A 17,277-nucleotide genomic window follows, 5' to 3' on the forward strand; every position below is an offset into this window, starting at 1 on the left:
CCCATGAAATATCAATCTCAAAAGGTGGCGTATTGGTACATCCTTGCCGCGATGGCGCTGTTCGGCATTCAGGTGCTGGGCGGGCTGCTTGCGGGCTGGATTTATGTGTCGCCCAATTTCCTGTCGGAGCTGTTGCCTTTCAACGTGATCCGCATGATCCACACCAATGCGCTGATTGTCTGGCTGCTGCTTGGCTTTTTCGGTGCGGCCTATTTCCTGATCCCGGAGGAGTCGGAGCGGGAGATATGGTCAACCAAACTGGCCTATATCCAGTTGATTATACTGCTGGTTGGCACGCTGGGGGCTGTGGGCAGCTATCTTGTTGGCATCCACGGCGGGCGTGAATTTCTTGAGCAGCCTCTTTGGGTCAAATTCGGCATTCTTGTCGCCGCGCTGATCTTTCTGTTCAACGTGTCGATGACGGTGCTGGCGGGCAAGAAGACAGCCATCACCAACGTTTTGCTCATGGGCCTGTGGCTCTTGTCGCTCTTGTGGGTCTTTGCCTTCATCAACCCCGACAACTTGTCCCTGGACAAGATGTACTGGTGGTTCGTCGTGCACCTTTGGGTGGAGGCAACGTGGGAGCTGGTCATGGCTGCGATCCTCGCCTTTCTGTTGCTCAAGCTGACCGGCGTGGACCGTGAAGTGGTCGAAAAATGGCTCTATGTCATTGTCGCCACGGCGCTGTTCTCGGGCATCCTTGGCACCGGACACCACTTTTATTGGATCGGACTGCCGGGCTACTGGCAATGGGTCGGGTCGATCTTCTCGACTTTCGAGGTGGTCCCGTTCTTCCTGATGATGTCGTTTGCGTTCGTCATGGTCTGGAAGGGGCGCAAGAACCACCCGAATAAGGCCGCGCTGTTGTGGTCGCTGGGGTCCAGTACGGTTGCTTTCTTCGGCGCCGGTGTCTGGGGCTTCCTGCACACGCTGCACGGGGTCAACTTCTACAGTCACGGCACGCAGATCACCGCCGCCCATGGGCACCTTTCGTTTTACGGCGCCTACGTGGCGTTGAATCTTGCTCTCTTCAGCTATGCCATGCCGATGCTGCGCGAACGTGCGCCTTACAATCAGGTGCTCAACATGGCCAGCTTCTGGCTGATGACGGGTGGCATGGCCTTCATGACCTTTGTGCTGACCTTCGCGGGCACGATCCAGACGCACATGCAGCGTGTGATCGGAGACTATTACATGCAGGTGCAGGACAGCCTGTCGGTCTTCTACCTCATGCGCTTTGGCGCGGGGGCCGCGGTTGTGATCGGGGCGCTTCTGTTCATCTATTCGATGCTGGTGGTGCGCAAGGACGAGATCATCGCCCCCGGTCCTGCTGCGTCCGTGCCGGGGGAATAGGTGATGAATATCGCAAACACACCCACCTTGCCGTTCTATCAACCCACAGGGCGCGAATGCGATCTGTTTCAAACGGCCCATGACAATGGTTTGCCCCTTCTTCTGAAGGGGCCCACCGGCTGCGGCAAGACCCGCTTTGTCGAGCATATGGCGGCGCGGCTGGGCAAGCCGCTCTATACCGTGGCCTGCCATGATGACCTGTCGGCGGCAGATCTCATTGGGCGCTATCTGCTCAAAGGGGGCGACACCGTCTGGGTCGACGGGCCGTTGACCCGGGCCGTGCGGGAGGGCGGCGTTTGCTATCTTGATGAGGTGGTCGAGGCGCGCAAGGACGTAACCGTGGTGCTGCATCCGTTGACGGATACCCGCCGCACCCTGATGATCGACCGCACGGGCGAAGAGCTGGTGGCACCTGCGGGTTTCATGCTGGTGGCGTCCTACAACCCGGGCTACCAGAACGTGCTGAAGCGGCTGAAACCCTCGACCAGGCAGCGGTTTCTGTCGGTATCGTTCGATTTTCCGGACGCTGAGACAGAGATCGCCGTGGTCGCCAGCGAAAGCGGTTTGGAGGCGGGTCGCGTAGCACCTTTGGTGCGGTTGGCCGGGCATATCCGGCGATTGTCGGGCATGGATCTGGAAGAGGGCGTATCGACGCGGTTGTTGATCTATGCCGCGACGCTGATGGCGGGTGGCATGGGCGTCGATCAGGCGCTGGAAGCGGCCATCATAGAACCGCTGAGCGATGAGCCGGACGTGCAGCAGGCGCTGCGTGATCTGGTCGCGACGATCTACGGATAAGCCTGATGCGCCTTCTTGACCTCATGGAGCCGGAAGAAACGGTGGGCAACCTGTGGCACGGGATGGCCAGCGGGATCGGGGCGGATATCCGGTATCCTGATGCGGCCATTGCACTGACCTCGGTACGGCCCAGTCTTGCTGTGCTCTTTCGGTCCCTAGGGGGCGCACCGGGGGTAGAGATCCGCGAGGCGGCAGCAACCGTAGTGCGGCACCGCCAGCCGCTGCGCCGTAAGTTGGGCACAGATCGGGACCGGGAATGTGTCGCACTGTTTGACGGGGAACAGCTCGCGTTACCGCCGGTTATTGCGGCTTTTGCCGATCCGATATTGAACCGTGCGGCATATTTCTGGCTGACGGCGATGGCGGCATCAGTCGATGTGGCTGGCATTGAAATGCCTCAGGACGGACTGGCTGGTGATTGCGCGTATGTGCGTGCAAATGCCGTCGCGACTGAGGCGGCCTACTCCGCCTGTCCGGGATTGCGCCCGGCATACGCACGGATGGCGCAGCACTGTCTTGCAGCCCGCAACGAGCTTTGGCGCCCCGCACAGGAGACCGCACTGGAGATGGCGATCCGTGATCAGCTACAGGACATCGCGCCGCTCTTACCGCTTGTTCCAGCTCCACGTGGCTACATGGCCGCCGAACCTGTGCCAATCTGGTTGCGCATTGCGCGGCCCGGATCAGGCGCAATTGCCGAAGAGGAGGAGGCCGACCATGCACCGCGGCCCCCAAACGCTGCCCATAGCACGCGCAAGCTGGGAAAGCGCAAGGATCGGGATCAGCAGAACCGCAAGGACAGTTTCATCATTCATCGGTTTGAATCCATCCTGTCTTGGGTCGAGTCGATGAACATCAACCGCAGTATTGACGATGATGACGACGATAACGCGCAGAAAGCGGCAGACGACCAGGACGAGATCACCCTGTCGAAACAGGATCGCAAGGCTGCAACCCGGCTGCGCTTGCATCTGGACCTGTCGCCGGCGGACGCAGATCACGAAGCGCTGGCCGGCACGTACACCTATCCCGAATGGAACCACCGGAGCCGCAGCTACATGGCCGATCATTGCCGCGTTCTGGATGCACCCGCCAAACCGGGCTGTATTCGTTTTCATCCGAACGAACGACACATCCGCAACGTGCGCCGTCAGTTCGAAGCGCTGCGTCCGCGCCGAATCTTGCAACCCCGGCAAGTGGATGGCGCCGAACTGGACCTTGATGCGTTGCTGACGGCCCGCGCCAACATCGCGGCCACCGGGCGCGGATCAGACCGCATCTGGCACTCCGCTCGCCAGATCGAACGCGACCTGTCAGTGGCGTTTCTAATCGACACGTCCCGGTCCACCGAAGCCGCAATTGGCGATACATCGGTGATCGAAGTTGCCCGGGACGCCATGGTTGCCCTGGCGGGAGGGATCGATGCGGTGGGCGACAGGCTTGGGATTTGGGGGTTTTCATCACTACGGCGCGACAGGGTCTTTCTTACGCGATGCAAAACGTTCCAAGAGCCGATGTCGGGCGACATCACAGCGAATATCGGGGCCCTGACACCCAGCCATTACACGCGCTTGGGTGCTGCCATTCGACATGTCACCGCGCAACTGGCAGAAGAGCCAAGCGCGCGCAAACTGCTCATCGTCCTGACGGATGGCAAGCCCAACGATCTGGACCACTATGAAGGCCAGCACGGTATCGAGGACAGCCACATGGCCGTGCGTGACGCCCGTGCCGCAGGTCAAAGCCTCCATGGCATCATCATCGACGAGGATGGACAGGATTGGTTCGCCCGCATCTTTGGCCGTGGTGGATTCACGTTGCTGCCCGATCCAAAACGTCTGAACCGGGCGCTGCCTGACATCTATCGCACCCTCACACAGGAGACATGATATGCGCGGACTGACCATTTTGTGCACCACCCTGATCTCATTCCCGGCTTTCGCAAACGGATTTGACCGTCCAATTCCGCAGGCACAATCGGCCACCGCCGAAGTCTGGTATGGGCTCGCTTGCCTTGCCCTTGTTGTGTCCATGATCGCGGTCCAACGGCTGGTGTCGCGCCGATGACAGGAGGCGGCTGGTCCACACCCAAGATCACGCTTGTGCTCTATCCGTTCGGGGCGGGGGCCGCGGCGGTGAATGTCTTTTTCGCTTCGCTGATTTTCAGTTGGATGGGTGGCCCCATTGCGTCAGCCGTATGGTCCATCGGGCTTGGGTGTCTGATCGGGATACCAGCCACATGGTACTTCGCCCGGCATATTCGCCATCTGATGGATCGCGCCGAAGTGGGTGGCACGGACGCAGGAGCCTGAGATGGCGCGACCGACCCAAGTTCATGTGGGAGGCTGGCAAGGGCCAGCGCTGTTCAGTTTCGGGTTCCGCCCCTTTTTCCTGCTCGGAGCCGGGTGGGCGTGTTTTGCGATGCTCCTGTGGTTGCCTGCTTTGGCGGGCGCCATCGCGCTGCCCACGCATTTCGATCCGGTGTCGTGGCACGCCCATGAATTCCTCTTCGGATATCTAGGCGTTGTTCTGGCAGGCTTTCTGCTGACGGCCGTGCCAAATTGGACTGGACGTCCGGCTTTTGTAGGTTGGCCGCTGGCCTGTCTGACGGCGCTCTGGTTGGCGGGAAGGATAACCATCCTGTTTTCCGCCATACTGCCTGAAGGTGTGCCACTTACGGTCGATCTTCTCTTTCCACTGGTGCTGGGCGCGGTTGTCCTGCGCGAGATCGTAGCAAGCCGGAACTGGCGAAATTTGATCATTCTGGCCTTGTTGGCGGTGTTCACGCTGGCCAATGCCATGTTTCACATCGAAGGGATGAGAGGTGGGTATCCGGCCCAAGGTTTTGGTTTGCGACTGGGGGTTGCGACGGCGATTTTGATGATTGCCGTCATTGGCGGGCGGATCATTCCGACGTTTACCCGCAACTGGTTGGAAGGCACGGGCAGCAGCGCACGACCTGCGGTACCGATGCAGCGCTTTGACAGGTTTGTCCTTCTCGTTAGCGTGATCGCCCTGTCATTCTGGATTGCCAAACCTGTCGACACGTCTACTGCCATGCTGTTGGCCTTGTTCGGTCTGTTACATCTGGCGCGGATGGCGAGGTGGCAGGGGCATCATACGCTGCAAGAGCCGCTGGTTTGGGTGCTGCATGTTTCTTATGCGTTCATCCCTGCGGGTGCTTTGGCGCTTGGTCTTGGTCATGTGATCGAACAACCCGCCACGATCGCCGCACAACACATTTGGATGTCGGGTGCGATTGGCGCAATGACGTTGGCGGTGATGACGCGGGCGACACTGGGCCATACCCAGCAACCATTGACTGCGAACAGGGCGACGGTCGCTATTTATTTCTGTCTGTTCGGGTCTGTGTTCGCCCGTTTGGGCGCGTCCGTTTATCAACCGCTGAGCTATGTGTCCGGCGCATTTTGGTTGGCAGCTTTTGGAGGGTTTGTGGTTGCCTATGGACCTTCTCTGCTCAAAGCGCGTTAAGCGTGGTTTCCGGTTGGACATGCTCCCTCGGAGCGGACCGTTAAGGCGCTTATTCGCAGCCTTCGCCACCTGACATCCCAAATATCGTTTTAGGCCAATTGGCCCCATTCCATTGGCTTTTGAACAGATGCGAAGACGTGCAGCGTGCTCCCCGTTGTTGTCTCTAACTGTGCCGATATGTTGCGCGAGATTTGAGGTCCAGCCCGGTGAGATGAGGCGGCAGCGGTGTGAAACTCCGTATGGCAAACGCGGCCCTTATCGAGACAGATCACTTCTATCTGCCTGCCGGAGTGATCCGAATTCCAGATGGTTTGAATTCGACCAACACTCGAACAATCAATTTGGGCCAAGGAGCGTCGCAGCCTTACCGATCATATGTTCGAAGCAAAAGAATTTGGCGTCGCCCCCCACGAGTGCCCCTTATCAATGACCAGAACTGGAAAAAGCTAAGCGAGCAATTCCCCTTTCTATCTGCGGTTCATACTGGCTAAATACGTTTCGACTGACAGATCGCCGCGAGTATCGCATCGCGCCCAAGCCACCCAAAGCGTCCGCCGGCTTGAAGGACACCTTGCTCGATCTTACAAACCGTAAAACGAAGTCCCAACATTCCCGCAGGAAACGGGTCGCACAGGTCTGTCGCTTCCCATACCTTCAGGACCATGGAACAGACACAGATCCCTGACACCGAAACCGGTTACCACTTCAACGTCATGCGCCGCGCCATCGACCTGATCGACGGAGCCGACGAGCCGTTGAGCCTTGATGCTTTGGCCACCGAAATGGGCATGAGCTCGGCGCATTTTCAACGCATATTCTCGCGCTGGGTCGGCGTGTCGCCCAAGCGTTACCAGCAGTATTTGGCGCTGGGCCATGCCAAGGCTCTGCTGAATGATCGGTTCACCACGTTGGAGACGGCGCATGCAACGGGCCTGAGTGGCTCGGGGCGGCTGCATGATTTGTTCCTGCGCTGGGAGTCGATGAGCCCCGGCGATTATGCCAAGGGGGGCGAAGGTCTCACCATCTATTGGGGATGGTTCGACAGCCCGTTTGGCTTAGCTCTGGTCATGGGGACCGAGAAGGGAATTTGTGGCTTGGGTTTTGCGGCCGAGATGGGTGAAGACTGGGCCATGCAGGATCTGGTGCGGCGCTGGCCAAAGGCGGCCTTCGTGGAGGACCCGATGCGGCTGCGCCCTTGGGTATTGGCCGCCTTTGGAGCGGAGGATGCCGAATTGAAGGAGGCACCGCTGTATCTGATCGGCGCACCCTTCCAGATCAAGGTGTGGGAGGCATTGTTGCAGGTCCCTTCGGGTCACGTGACCACCTATTCCGAGATCGCGGACAGCATCGGCAACCCCCGGGCGGTGCGCGCCGTAGGTACTGCCGTGGGCCGCAATCCTGTCAGTTGGCTGATCCCTTGCCACCGAGCCTTGCGCAAGTCGGGCGGGCTTGGCGGATACCACTGGGGGCTGCCTGTCAAACGCGCTCTTCTGGCCTATGAATCGGCGCGGGCAGAGGCCTGAGATACCCGTTCACAATTGTGCGCAAGATGCCGCTTATGGCATTTTCCCCCTATTTCTTGGAACACAGCGCCCCTATCTTGCGTCCATATAAGGGGGCGTGCCCGAACGCGGCCCCGTTTTGGAAGGCAGTAGGACAATAGATATGCTTAAAACCCCCACATTCATCGCCATTGGCGCCATCGCTGCACTGAGCGCGTGTACCGACCCCGGATCCCTCGGCACAGTTGGTCCAAGCGGTGAACCCATCAACCAGAAACGCAACACTGGTGCTGCCATCGGGGCTGCCTCTGGTGCCGTGATCGGTGCCGTCGCAGGCGATACAGGCGCTGCTGTCGCGGGTGCCGTTGTCGGTGGCCTGATCGGTGGCGCCATCGGTTATGACCTTGACCAGCAAGAGGCAGAGTTGCGCCGCGAACTGGACAGTGGTGTGACCATCACCAACACGGGCGACCGCCTGATCGTGTCCTTCCCCGAAGCGATCCTGTTCGCCGTCAACAGCTTTACCGTGCGTCCGGGCCTGAATGCAGACATGGCGTCGCTGGCCCGCAGCCTCGAACGTTATCCGCAGTCCACCGTTCAGATCGTAGGCCACACCGACAGTGACGGTGACGCCGCCTTCAACCAGCAACTGTCCGAGCGTCGCGCCAATGCCGTCGCTGACGTGCTGCTGAACCAAGGCGTGCCGTTCAACCGCGTGCAGACCTTTGGCCGGGGCGAGAGCCAGCCGATTGCCACCAACGCCACCGCGGCAGGCAAACAGCAGAACCGTCGGGTCGAGATCGTGATCCTGCCCACGCGACAGTAAGCTGACAAAACCATCATTCGCTGATCAGAGGCCCCGGAACATCTCCGGGGCCTCTTGCGTTGTGAGGAGCGTGCGCCATTCTGTGCATGACAGACTGCCAAAGGATTCCTCATGACCACCCCGAACTTGCTGGGCATCTCCGGCTCATTGCGCGCTGCATCGACCAATACGAAATTGTTGCGTGAGGCAGCGCGGCTGTTTGGGGACTGCACCTATGTTCAGGCAGATTTGCAGATGCCGCTATATGACGGTGATCTTGAGGCATCGGAGGGCATTCCCGAGGCGGCCAAGGCCATTGCTGCCCAGATCGAGGCAGCGGATGCTGTGCTGATTTCGACCCCGGAATACAACAAGGCTCCGCCCGGCGTATTGAAGAACGCATTGGATTGGGTAAGCCGGGTCAAGGGCAATCCATGGGCAGGCAAGCCTTTGGCCGTGATGTCGGCCGCGTCTGGTCGGGCCGGCGGGGAGCGGGCGCAGATGGTGTTGCGTGGCTACATGGTCCCGTTTCGTCCGCGCATCCTGCAGGGGCCGGAAATTCATCTGGCCAATTGTTCAGAGCAGTTTGATGACAACGGTCGTTTGACGGGAGAGATGTATGTGCGCGAGTTGACCCAATTGATGGACAGCTTGCGCGCCGAGGTAGGGCGCTAGGCGCGTGCGCCGACTTCGATCAGGTTGCCATCCGGGTCGCGGATATAAAGCGACTGCATAGGCCATTGCGCCCCGGTGCGCGGAACCGGGCCCAATTCGATCTCGGTGCCCGTTGCCGCGAAATGCGCCTGCCACGCATCAAGCGGGTCTTGCGTTAGAAAGCACAGGTCCGCTGTGCCTGCGTCGGCCATGCGGGCCTTCGGCTCGAATTCCGCCCCAAGCTGATGCAGGTTGATCTTGTGCCCCCCAAAGAACAGCGCATGCCGCGGACGTTCGCCCGGCACCTCCAGCGTGCGGTGCATCATGCCCAGGACCTGCGTATAGAAGGTAATGGTCGCGTCCATGTCGGCCGCAGTGATGACCAGATGATCAAGGCTGTAGAGGGTGGGTTGTTCCATTTTACGGCTCCGTCGTACAGGGTGCACTCATGCAAAGTGCCAAGATAGATAGGCTTCGTCAAAGCGACGTGATGGACTCCGCCCGCGCCCGTGCGATGCAGGTGGCTTTGGGACAGGCGGCGACTTTGGTGGTGGGCGATCCATTGCCGCCGTTCTTTCATCAGCCGTATTTCTGGACGCCGGAGCCTGCGGAACGATTGGGCCGGGATGGGCATCCGAAGGTGGGCGGTGTGATCCCGGATATGGGCCTGCCCCGGCGGATGTGGGCCGGGGGACGCTTGGCCTTTCATGCCCCCTTGCGCCTTGGGGTCGCCGCGGAGCGGGTGACCGTTTGTGAAAAGGCCGAGCGCAAGGAAGGGCGGACGGGACCGTTGGCCTTTGTCACTTTGCGCCACGAGATATGGCAGGGTGGTGCGGCGTGTGTGACGGAGTGGCAGGATCTGGTCTATCGCGAGGATTCTGATCCGGGTGCAGTGCGGCCTGTGCCCCCCATAGCTGCGGCGGATGAGGAAGAGGCGGTGGAGCGGTCGTTCGATGCGACGCTGCTGTTTCGCTATTCGGCGCTGACCTTCAACGGGCACCGGATTCACTATGACCAGCCCTATGCCCGCGACGTTGAGGGCTATGACGGGTTGGTTGTGCATGGGCCGCTGTTGGCGCAGCATTTGATGTTGATGGCTGAAGCGGCGTTGGGGCCCTTGGAGACTTTTCGATACCGAGCAACATCGCCGTTGATGCACCACGAGGTGGGCATGTTTTGCCGGAAAGGACGGACGCTGTGGGTGCGTGGCTCCGATGGGCGGATGTGTATGGAGGCGGAGGCTTGAAGCATGTCGCTGAAAAGTGGTTCGCACTTTTCAGCTTTTCGACTTGAGGCAACAAAAATTCACAGCGAGGCCTGCACCTCGAACCCCTGCGGGATTGTGTCGTGCCCATCAAGGATGAGGTCGGCCATCGTGTGTGCGACCTTGGGGGCCATGCCGAAGCCGATCTTGAAGCCGCCATTCGCGATGAAGTGACCGGGCCTGCCGGGCCATGGCCCGAGCATCGGCGCGCGGCTGCGTGACCGGGGGCGGAGGCCAGCCCATTTTGCGATGACTTTTGCGTTTTTCAGCGCTGGGATTGCGGCGCGGGCACGGGCGACGATGTCGTCGAGTTGCCGGTCTGTGCTGGTCGCATCGTCATATTCCCGCTCGGTCGTGGAGCCGATGGCGGTGGTGCCGTCGGCGTGCGGGATGATGTGCAGCGTGTCGGCAAAAAGTTGGGGCGCGTCGGGCGCGGCGAAGTCCAGAAGGGCGGCTTGGCCCTTTATGCCTGCGCCGACCATACGGGTGCGACCCGCGTTGAGCTGGTCGAGGCCCACGACGCCTGTGGCGTGGACTGTTATGTCCGTCTCGGGCGCGTCCGTGAGGATGTCGACGCCTTGGGATGCGAGCGCGGCGGCAAGGGCGTGACAGGCATGGCGCGGGTGGATGCGCGCGCTGAGCGTGTCATGGATTTCCATGCCGGTGGGGCTGTTGGCGGCCCATTCGGGGTTTTGGATGGGGCGGACGGTCCATGTGGCGTTTTTCCCCCAGAGGTTTTTGGCGGTTTCCACGCGCTGGAGCGCGAGGGTGAGGGCCGGTTCGTCTGCTATGGGTTGGCAGCGGCCCGTGCGGGCGTAGCCGGGGGATATGCCGCCAGCCTGCTGCACCTCGGCCCAGAAGGTTTCGGCCATCAGCAGGCTTTCCAGCTGGAACTGCTTTTTCGGGTTCCAGTTTTCGGGCACATGCGGGGCCAGCGCGCCGACGATGCCGCCGGAAGCGCCTGCGGCGAGACCGTTCGGGTCAACCACCTGCACCTGTGCGCCACGACACGCGAGGACCCACGCGATGGACAGGCCAAAGATGCCTGCGCCGCGGACGGTGATGTCTGCCGTTGCCATTTTTCATGCCTTTCGCCAAGGTCGCGCCGGTATCCTTTACAGGGGCAGGGAATGCAGGACCAGCGGGCGGATTTGGAATGGCGCGAGGGCCGGGTGCCGGTGTCTGTGCGCTTTGATGATCCGTATTTTTCGCTTGATAATGGCTTGGCCGAGACGCGGCATGTGTTTCTGGATGGGAACGACCTGCCTGCGCGGTTTGTGGACGGGTTTCACATTGCGGAGTTGGGGTTTGGGACGGGGCTGAACTTTCTAACCACTTGGGCGGCGTGGCGAGAAGCTGGCGTTGCGGGTCGGTTCCATTTCACCAGCTTTGAGGCGTTTCCAATGGAATTGCACGCAATGGAGAAAGCGTTGGCCGCGTTTCCAGAGGTTGCGCAGTTGGCTGCGCAACTGGTTGCTGCCGGTGGCGGGTCGGCTGAATTTGAGGACGTGACGCTAACCGTGATCGAAGGCGATGCGCGCCAGACGTTGGCCGCGTGGGATGGCAATGCGGATGCATGGTGTCTGGATGGGTTTTCGCCTGCGAAGAACCCGGAACTGTGGGGCGCGGACCTGATGGCTGAGGTGGCGCGTCACACTGTCCCCGCGGGGACAGTCGCGACGTATACGGCTGCGGGGTTTGTGCGGCGGGGGTTGGAAGAGGCCGGGTTCACCGTGACCCGCGTACCCGGATTTGGCCGCAAGCGGCATATGACGCGGGGCGTTCTGGGGTGAGCCAAGGCAACAATACGCGGTTGGGCATTGCGCTGATGATCGCCGTATCGGTGGTGTTTGCGAGCCAGGACGGGATCTCGCGACACTTGGCCGGGGAATACAACGTCTTCATGGTGGTGATGATCCGGTATTGGTTCTTTGCGGCCTTTGTCATCACGATTGCAGCGCGCAAGGCTGGGGGGCTGCGGGCAGCGGCGCAGACGCGGCAGCCGGTGGTGCAGGGACTGCGTGGGCTGCTGTTGGCGGCGGAGATTTGCGTGATGGTCACGGCCTTTACCGTGCTGGGGCTGGTAGAGAGCCATGCGGTTTTTGCGGCTTACCCTTTGTTGGTGGCCGCCTTATCGGGCCCGATACTGGGCGAGCATGTGGGCTGGCGGCGGTGGGCCGCTATTGGTGTTGGGTTCCTTGGGGTCTTGTTTATTTTGAAACCCGGCCTCGGCGTGTTTGATGCGGCGGCGGTGATCCCGCTCGCGTCGGCCATCATGTTCGCCGTGTACGGATTGCTGACGCGGTATGTGGCGCGGGATGACAGCACGGCGACGAGCTTTTTCTGGACCGGGACCACGGGGGCTGTGGCCATGACCTGCGTGGGCGTGTGGTTTTGGGAGCCGATGACCGCGCCCGATTGGGGCTGGATGGGCGCGCTGTGCCTGACGGGGGCCTTGGGGCATTGGCTGCTGATCCGCACCTATGAGGTGGCAGAGGCGAGCGCGGTGCAGCCTTTTGCGTATTTTCAGATGGTCTTTGCCGCGCTGGTGGGCATCACCGTGTTTGGCGAAGTGCTGGAGGTGAATGTGATCATCGGTGCAGCCATCATCGTGGCCGCGGGTCTATTCACCCTGTGGCGCGAACGGCAGCAGGGTTGAGCCGGTGAGTTCTTCGGAAAACGGAATCGGCAGTGGGTCGCTGCCCAGACGGGCGCGGTAGATGGGCAAGCTTTCGGTCACGCGCATCACGTAGTTGCGGGTTTCGCGGAAGGGGATGTGTTCGATCCAATCGATGACGTCGAAATCCTTGGTCCCTTTGCGCGGGTCGCCGTAGCGCAGCATCCATTGATCGGGGCGGCTGGGTCCGGCGTTGTAGCCTGCCGACATCAGGATCACGTTGCCGTCGAAGCGGCCCGCAAGTTGGTTGAGATAGGTGGCGCCGAGCCGTGCGTTGTAGACCGGGTCGGAGATCAGTCGGGCGGTTGTGTGATCGGCGGACAGACCCAGACCGGCGGCCACCTCGCGCCCGGTGCCGGGCATGATTTGCATCAGCCCACGCGCGCCGACGCCTGATTGCACGACTGGGTCAAATTCGGATTCGCGCCGCGCGATGGCGAGGGACATTTCAGGGGCCATGGGCAGGTCCGCATCAGCCAGCGGGTGCAGGGGGTAGTAGGGCGCGTGGATCGTGATACCGCGCCGCGCCACGCGCTTGCCGATCATCACGGCGAGGTGCGGTTGGCCTGCGGCGATGGCGACCTGACCCAAGCGGCCTGCGGCGTCGCGGTCGAGCGTTTCGGCCAGATGAGTCCAGAACCGTTCGGCGAGGCTGAGTTCGCCGGACGCTTGCAGGAGCAGGCCCGCCTCGAAGAGGTCGCGGGCGGCGAGGGGATTGTAGGGCGAGGCGGGGAAAGACTCTGAGCCGTCAAGAAGCGGGTCCATGGGAAGGTTCCCGCGTTCGGCGGCGAGAAGGCCGTAGAATGAGGTTTGGTATTGCGCCCCTTCGGCGTAGGCGGCTTGGGCTGCCTCTGGTTGGTCCATCGCCTCGTGTGTGCGCCCGATCCAGTAGCCTGCGCGCCCGCGCGAAATGGGCGAGCGGGTGGCGTTTCTATGGTTTGTGAAGTGGCCAAGGGCGACTTCGGGGTCATCCATCAGGCGCAGGGCAATGTAGCCCGCGAGCCATTCGAGGTCGGCATAAGCGGACCCTTCGGTCAGGAAGTGGCGGGCGGCGAGCTGGTAGGCTTGGGGCGGGTTGCCGTCGCGCATTTCATCGCGGGCCAGCGCCCGGCGGCGGTTGGCCCATGCGTCCGCGCGCCCGAGTTTCTCGGCAGAGCGTGAGCGGTCCATGAGCAGAGCCTTGGCATCGGCCCAGCGGCCCTTGCGCACCCGCCATTCGAACCGGGCGTGGGCGAGGCCAGGGTCGTCCTGCAGCGCGTCGGGGATGGCGTCGATCATTGCGTCAACGTTGTTCGAGAGCGCGCGCAGGGCGATGCGCGCATTTGCGAGCGCAACGTGAGCGTCATCCACCAGACCCAACATGCGCCGTGCGCTTGTGGTGTCGCCAGACCACAAAAGCGCGTCCAGCCGGGCGGTGTGGTGCGGTTTGAGAAGGTCGGCGTGGGCCTCCAGATACTGAGCCTGTGTCAGCGCGCCCATGGGGAGCGTGCGCCAGGCGAGGACAAGGGAGGCCTCTGCCTCGCCCATCCGGTCGGCACGTATCAGCGCCGCGGCGTGGGCAAGGATGCCTTCGGGTGTTTGGGGGCCCGTTTCCGCGAAAAAGGACAGAATGTCGGCGTCGGGGCGGTCGATCACCGCCTCTTCTGAACGGCTGCGCAGCAGCGCCTCGCCCGGCCAGTCGGGGCGGCGGTCGAGGAACGCGGTAACTTGGGCATAGGTACCCCGTCCGGCACGCAGGCGTTGCCATTCAATGACGTCGGCGGCGACGGGGCCATCACGCGCGGCAAGGGTGGCGGCGCTATCCCAATTGCCGTTTCTCAGCGCGTCCATCGCCCAGCCGAGTGGGCGCGGCCGTTCCGCAGATGCGGCCACAGCGAGTGTAAAAAACAAGGTCAGGGCAAGGGCAATTGGGCGCATGATCTTGCATTTCCTGTCGTCGCGTGGCTAGAGCCTGTGAGCATATGTCTGACCCGCGAGGATTCAACTCACGTTTCCGGGCATGTGCGCATTTCATCCCAGGCCCTCTGCCTGCCACACGTAAAAAAGGAGCGTGAGAATGTTTAAAGGTTCTATGCCTGCCCTCGTCACGCCGTTTCGTAACGGCGCTTTGGATCTGGAAACCCTCAAGAAGCTGGTCGAGTGGCATATCGGCGAAGGATCACACGGGTTGGTGCCTGTGGGGACCACGGGCGAAAGCCCGACCCTGAGCCATGAAGAACATGAGACGGTGATCGAGACGGTGGTCAAGGCTGCTGCGGGCCGGGTGCCTGTGATTGCCGGGGCCGGATCCAACAACACGGTTGAAGCGATCCGCTTTGTCGAGCATGCTGCGCGTGTAGGGGCCGATGCCGCTTTGGTTGTGACGCCCTATTACAACAAGCCCACGCAACGCGGATTGATCGCTCATTATACCGCTCTGCATGATTGCGCCGACATTCCGATCTTCATCTACAACATTCCTGGCCGGTCCGTTATCGACATGACGCCAGAGACGATGGGTGAGCTGGCAAAACTGCCGCGTATCGTCGGTGTGAAAGATGCCACCGGTGACATGGCCCGAGTGTGCGATACACGCATCACCTGTGGCGCCGACTTTATCCAGATGTGTGCCGAAGATGCGGTGGCGCATGGCTTTAATGCCGTAGGCGGCGTCGGCTGTATCTCTGTGACCGCCAATGTGGCGCCGAAGCTGCTGAGCCAGATGCAGGAAGCGTGCCTTGCGGGTGATTTCGCCACGGCACTAGACATCCAGACCAAGCTGATGCCGCTGCACAAGGCGATCTTTACCGAGCCGGGGTTGGTCGGGGCGAAATACGCCATGTCCCGTCTGGGTCTGTGTTCGGACGAGGTGCGGTTGCCCCTGACCGGTTTGGCGGATGAGACCAAGGCGTTGGTCGATGCAGGCCTCGAGCACGCCGGCTTGATATGAGGCGGTGCGCGGAGACCGCGCACCCTACGTCAGCGTTTGCCGTAGTAGAGGCCGACCACGTGTTCGGCCTCTGCAAAGAACAGCCAGCGTGAGGCGAGAGCGCCACCCACGTGGCTGATCACGGCCAGCAGCGCCAGCCAATGAGTGAACGGCAGTGCCAGCAGCAGGACCGGCAGCACGACCATCAGAACAAACGAAATAATCCGCAGCTTCATGCTGTGTTTGCGGCCTACCACAAAAGCAAATTCGCGCAGCAGGTAGTTGGTGCCGGTATGTGGTGGTTCGAACGCGCGCACATCCCCCTTGGTGCCGAGACCTGTGGCCGTGGCAAGCGTGGTACCGGAGGATTTGAGCGCACCGTCACCCTGCATCCAGACGACCACCTGAATGACGCCGGAGATGGCGATGAGCGCCATGGCCCATTTGACCTGACTTGCCAGCAGCGCACCACCCGCGAGGCTGAAGCTGAGGAACATGGCGGGTGTCAGGGGGGAGTTCCAGCGCGGAATAGTCTTGAGCTGAGTGTAGATCATGGAGGTGGTAAACACGGTCAGCAGAGAGAAGATCGCGCCGATCAGGCCGAGGATGCCCCAGCGTTGACCGAAGAACACGAGGCCTGCGCCATAAAGCGCCATGGTGATCAGAGCAATCACAGCACAGACACCTTCGCGGCTGAGCCATGAGGAGCGCCACTGTGTGAACGCTTTCACGGCCCGCTCGGGGTGGCCGAGATGGAATGTGGACGAAATCAGACCACCCACCGCGCAGAGATAGGCAATGATGAAGAACGCAAAGGCCGACCAGCCGGTGACCGCCGGGTAGCCGAGGCCGAGGAAGGTCAGCAGGCCAAAGCCGATACCGCTGAAGACTGTGAAGAAGATCACTGAGGGGGCTGGATGCATCAGAGTTTCTCCAACGTCTTGTCGAGCCAACCGAGGAAGCCTTTGGCCTCTTGTGCGACGGGTTCGAGGTAGGGGGCGAGGATGTCGATGTCGCCAGCCCCTTCGGACAGTGTGTCCTTGGGCCGTGGCGGCAGGTACTTGTTGACGGGCTTGGTGCCCTGTTCTGGCATCAGGTCCATGCCGCCGCGTTCGGCGGTCAGTTTCGACACGTTGCTGTCTGGGTCCGCAAAATCACCGAAGTGGCGCGCGCCTGCGGGGCAGGTGCGCACGCAGGCCGGTTCGCGGTCTTCCTCGGGCAGGTTTTCGTTGTAGATCCGGTCAACACAAAGGGTGCATTTCTTCATCACCTTTTCGACCGCATCCATTTCGCGCGCGCCATAGGGGCAGGCCCAGGCGCACAGGCCGCAGCCGATGCAGTCGGATTCGTTGACCAGCACAATCCCGTCTTCGACCCGCTTGTAACTGGCCCCTGTCGGGCAGACAGTGACGCAGGGGGCGTCCTCGCAATGCAGGCAGGATTTGGGGAAGTGGATAAGTTGGGCTTCTCCCTGTGGCGGTTGGACCTCATAGCTGTGCACGCGGTTGAGGAACGTACCAGACGGGTCGCTGCCATAGGCATCCGTGTCCGCCAGCGGCGCACCGTAGTTTTCGGTGTTCCAGCCTTTGCACGAGATCACGCAGGCATGGCAGCCGACGCAAGTGTCCAAGTCGATGACGAGGCCGAGCTTTTTGGTGGTGGAGTGCGGGAGTGTGGTCATGCGGTTGTCCTCACAGAGAGGGCAGGACTGGGGCGCTGCCCCAGACCCCGCGGTTTATTTGGCGAAATGAAGGGGGTCTCGTTGCTTTTCATGCCAATCGGTTCCGCTTTGGACGCGTCCCAATTGGCGATGAAGTAGACAAA

General features: G+C 61.4%; 18 protein-coding genes. 13 read left to right on the forward strand and 5 right to left on the reverse strand.

Features of this window, described 5'->3' with window-relative positions:
• Nucleotides 1-3: 3 nt before the first annotated feature.
• The 9 genes from Q1A32_RS07975 (at nucleotide 4) to Q1A32_RS08015 (ending at nucleotide 8,625) form a co-directional block, all read left to right on the forward strand.
• Nucleotides 4-1,353, forward strand: a complete 1,350-nt coding sequence (locus Q1A32_RS07975; protein WP_299613629.1) for a cbb3-type cytochrome c oxidase subunit I — start codon at nucleotides 4-6, stop codon at nucleotides 1,351-1,353.
• 3 nt (nucleotides 1,354-1,356) lie between these two features.
• Complete coding sequence (locus tag Q1A32_RS07980; protein WP_299651661.1) at nucleotides 1,357-2,151, forward strand: CbbQ/NirQ/NorQ/GpvN family protein; 795 nt, start codon at nucleotides 1,357-1,359, stop codon at nucleotides 2,149-2,151.
• Nucleotides 2,152-2,156: 5 nt separating this feature from the next.
• Nucleotides 2,157-4,040: a nitric oxide reductase activation protein NorD gene (locus Q1A32_RS07985; protein ID WP_299651663.1), complete on the forward strand. Its 1,884-nt coding sequence runs from the start codon at nucleotides 2,157-2,159 to the stop codon at nucleotides 4,038-4,040.
• A gap of 1 nt (nucleotide 4,041) precedes the next feature.
• Nucleotides 4,042-4,218, forward strand: coding sequence for a protein NnrT (locus tag Q1A32_RS07990; RefSeq protein WP_299651665.1), 177 nt, complete (start codon nucleotides 4,042-4,044; stop codon nucleotides 4,216-4,218).
• Nucleotides 4,215-4,463 carry an NnrT protein gene (locus Q1A32_RS07995; protein WP_299651667.1) on the forward strand — a complete coding sequence of 83 codons (249 nt, stop codon included), beginning with the start codon at nucleotides 4,215-4,217 and terminating at the stop codon, nucleotides 4,461-4,463. The genes Q1A32_RS07990 and Q1A32_RS07995 overlap by 4 nt, the downstream gene beginning before the upstream one ends.
• Before the next feature lies 1 nt (nucleotide 4,464).
• Nucleotides 4,465-5,643, forward strand: coding sequence for an NnrS family protein (locus Q1A32_RS08000; protein ID WP_299651669.1), 1,179 nt, complete (start codon nucleotides 4,465-4,467; stop codon nucleotides 5,641-5,643).
• A 662-nt stretch (nucleotides 5,644-6,305) separates the two neighbouring features.
• Complete coding sequence (locus Q1A32_RS08005) at nucleotides 6,306-7,166, forward strand: bifunctional helix-turn-helix domain-containing protein/methylated-DNA--[protein]-cysteine S-methyltransferase (RefSeq protein WP_299651671.1); 861 nt, start codon at nucleotides 6,306-6,308, stop codon at nucleotides 7,164-7,166.
• Nucleotides 7,167-7,308: 142 nt separating this feature from the next.
• A complete protein-coding gene (locus Q1A32_RS08010; protein ID WP_299613615.1) occupies nucleotides 7,309-7,971 on the forward strand; it encodes an OmpA family protein in 663 nt (220 codons plus the stop codon).
• Between the two features lie 111 nt (nucleotides 7,972-8,082).
• Nucleotides 8,083-8,625 carry an NADPH-dependent FMN reductase gene (locus Q1A32_RS08015; protein WP_299651673.1) on the forward strand — a complete coding sequence of 181 codons (543 nt, stop codon included), beginning with the start codon at nucleotides 8,083-8,085 and terminating at the stop codon, nucleotides 8,623-8,625.
• Here the strand turns inward: Q1A32_RS08015 and Q1A32_RS08020 are convergent.
• Nucleotides 8,622-9,023, reverse strand: a complete 402-nt coding sequence (locus Q1A32_RS08020; protein WP_299651675.1) for a VOC family protein — start codon at nucleotides 9,021-9,023, stop codon at nucleotides 8,622-8,624. The two genes, Q1A32_RS08015 and Q1A32_RS08020, sit on opposite strands and share 4 nt — an antisense overlap.
• Nucleotides 9,024-9,094: 71 nt before the next feature.
• Here Q1A32_RS08020 and Q1A32_RS08025 point away from each other — a divergent pair, with 71 nt between their 5' ends.
• Nucleotides 9,095-9,850: an acyl dehydratase gene (locus Q1A32_RS08025; RefSeq protein ID WP_299651677.1), complete on the forward strand. Its 756-nt coding sequence runs from the start codon at nucleotides 9,095-9,097 to the stop codon at nucleotides 9,848-9,850.
• Nucleotides 9,851-9,909: 59 nt separating this feature from the next.
• On the opposite strand, the gene Q1A32_RS08030 is transcribed toward Q1A32_RS08025, so the two are convergent.
• On the reverse strand, nucleotides 9,910-10,947 hold the full coding sequence (locus Q1A32_RS08030) for an FAD-binding oxidoreductase (protein WP_299651679.1): 1,038 nt from the start codon (nucleotides 10,945-10,947) through the stop codon (nucleotides 9,910-9,912).
• A gap of 51 nt (nucleotides 10,948-10,998) precedes the next feature.
• Here Q1A32_RS08030 and mnmD point away from each other — a divergent pair, with 51 nt between their 5' ends.
• A complete protein-coding gene (gene mnmD / locus Q1A32_RS08035; RefSeq protein WP_299651681.1) occupies nucleotides 10,999-11,661 on the forward strand; it encodes a tRNA (5-methylaminomethyl-2-thiouridine)(34)-methyltransferase MnmD in 663 nt (220 codons plus the stop codon).
• Nucleotides 11,658-12,527 carry a DMT family transporter gene (locus Q1A32_RS08040; protein ID WP_299651683.1) on the forward strand — a complete coding sequence of 290 codons (870 nt, stop codon included), beginning with the start codon at nucleotides 11,658-11,660 and terminating at the stop codon, nucleotides 12,525-12,527. The genes mnmD and Q1A32_RS08040 overlap by 4 nt, the downstream gene beginning before the upstream one ends.
• Here Q1A32_RS08040 and Q1A32_RS08045 read toward each other — a convergent pair.
• Nucleotides 12,492-14,462 carry a lytic transglycosylase domain-containing protein gene (locus Q1A32_RS08045; protein ID WP_299651685.1) on the reverse strand — a complete coding sequence of 657 codons (1,971 nt, stop codon included), beginning with the start codon at nucleotides 14,460-14,462 and terminating at the stop codon, nucleotides 12,492-12,494. The two genes, Q1A32_RS08040 and Q1A32_RS08045, sit on opposite strands and share 36 nt — an antisense overlap.
• 139 nt (nucleotides 14,463-14,601) lie before the next feature.
• On the opposite strand from Q1A32_RS08045, the gene dapA reads away from it, so the two are divergent.
• A complete protein-coding gene (dapA, locus tag Q1A32_RS08050) occupies nucleotides 14,602-15,474 on the forward strand; it encodes a 4-hydroxy-tetrahydrodipicolinate synthase (RefSeq protein WP_299651687.1) in 873 nt (290 codons plus the stop codon).
• Nucleotides 15,475-15,503: 29 nt separating this feature from the next.
• Here dapA and Q1A32_RS08055 read toward each other — a convergent pair whose 3' ends face one another.
• Entirely contained in the window at nucleotides 15,504-16,376 is an 873-nt protein-coding gene (locus Q1A32_RS08055; protein WP_299651689.1) for a DmsC/YnfH family molybdoenzyme membrane anchor subunit, read from the reverse strand.
• Nucleotides 16,376-17,134, reverse strand: a complete 759-nt coding sequence (locus Q1A32_RS08060; RefSeq protein WP_299651691.1) for a 4Fe-4S dicluster domain-containing protein — start codon at nucleotides 17,132-17,134, stop codon at nucleotides 16,376-16,378. The genes Q1A32_RS08055 and Q1A32_RS08060 overlap by 1 nt, the downstream gene beginning before the upstream one ends.
• Between the last annotated feature and the right edge of the window lie 143 nt (nucleotides 17,135-17,277).

The organism is uncultured Tateyamaria sp. (assembly GCF_947503415.1).
GTDB lineage: Bacteria > Pseudomonadota > Alphaproteobacteria > Rhodobacterales > Rhodobacteraceae > Tateyamaria.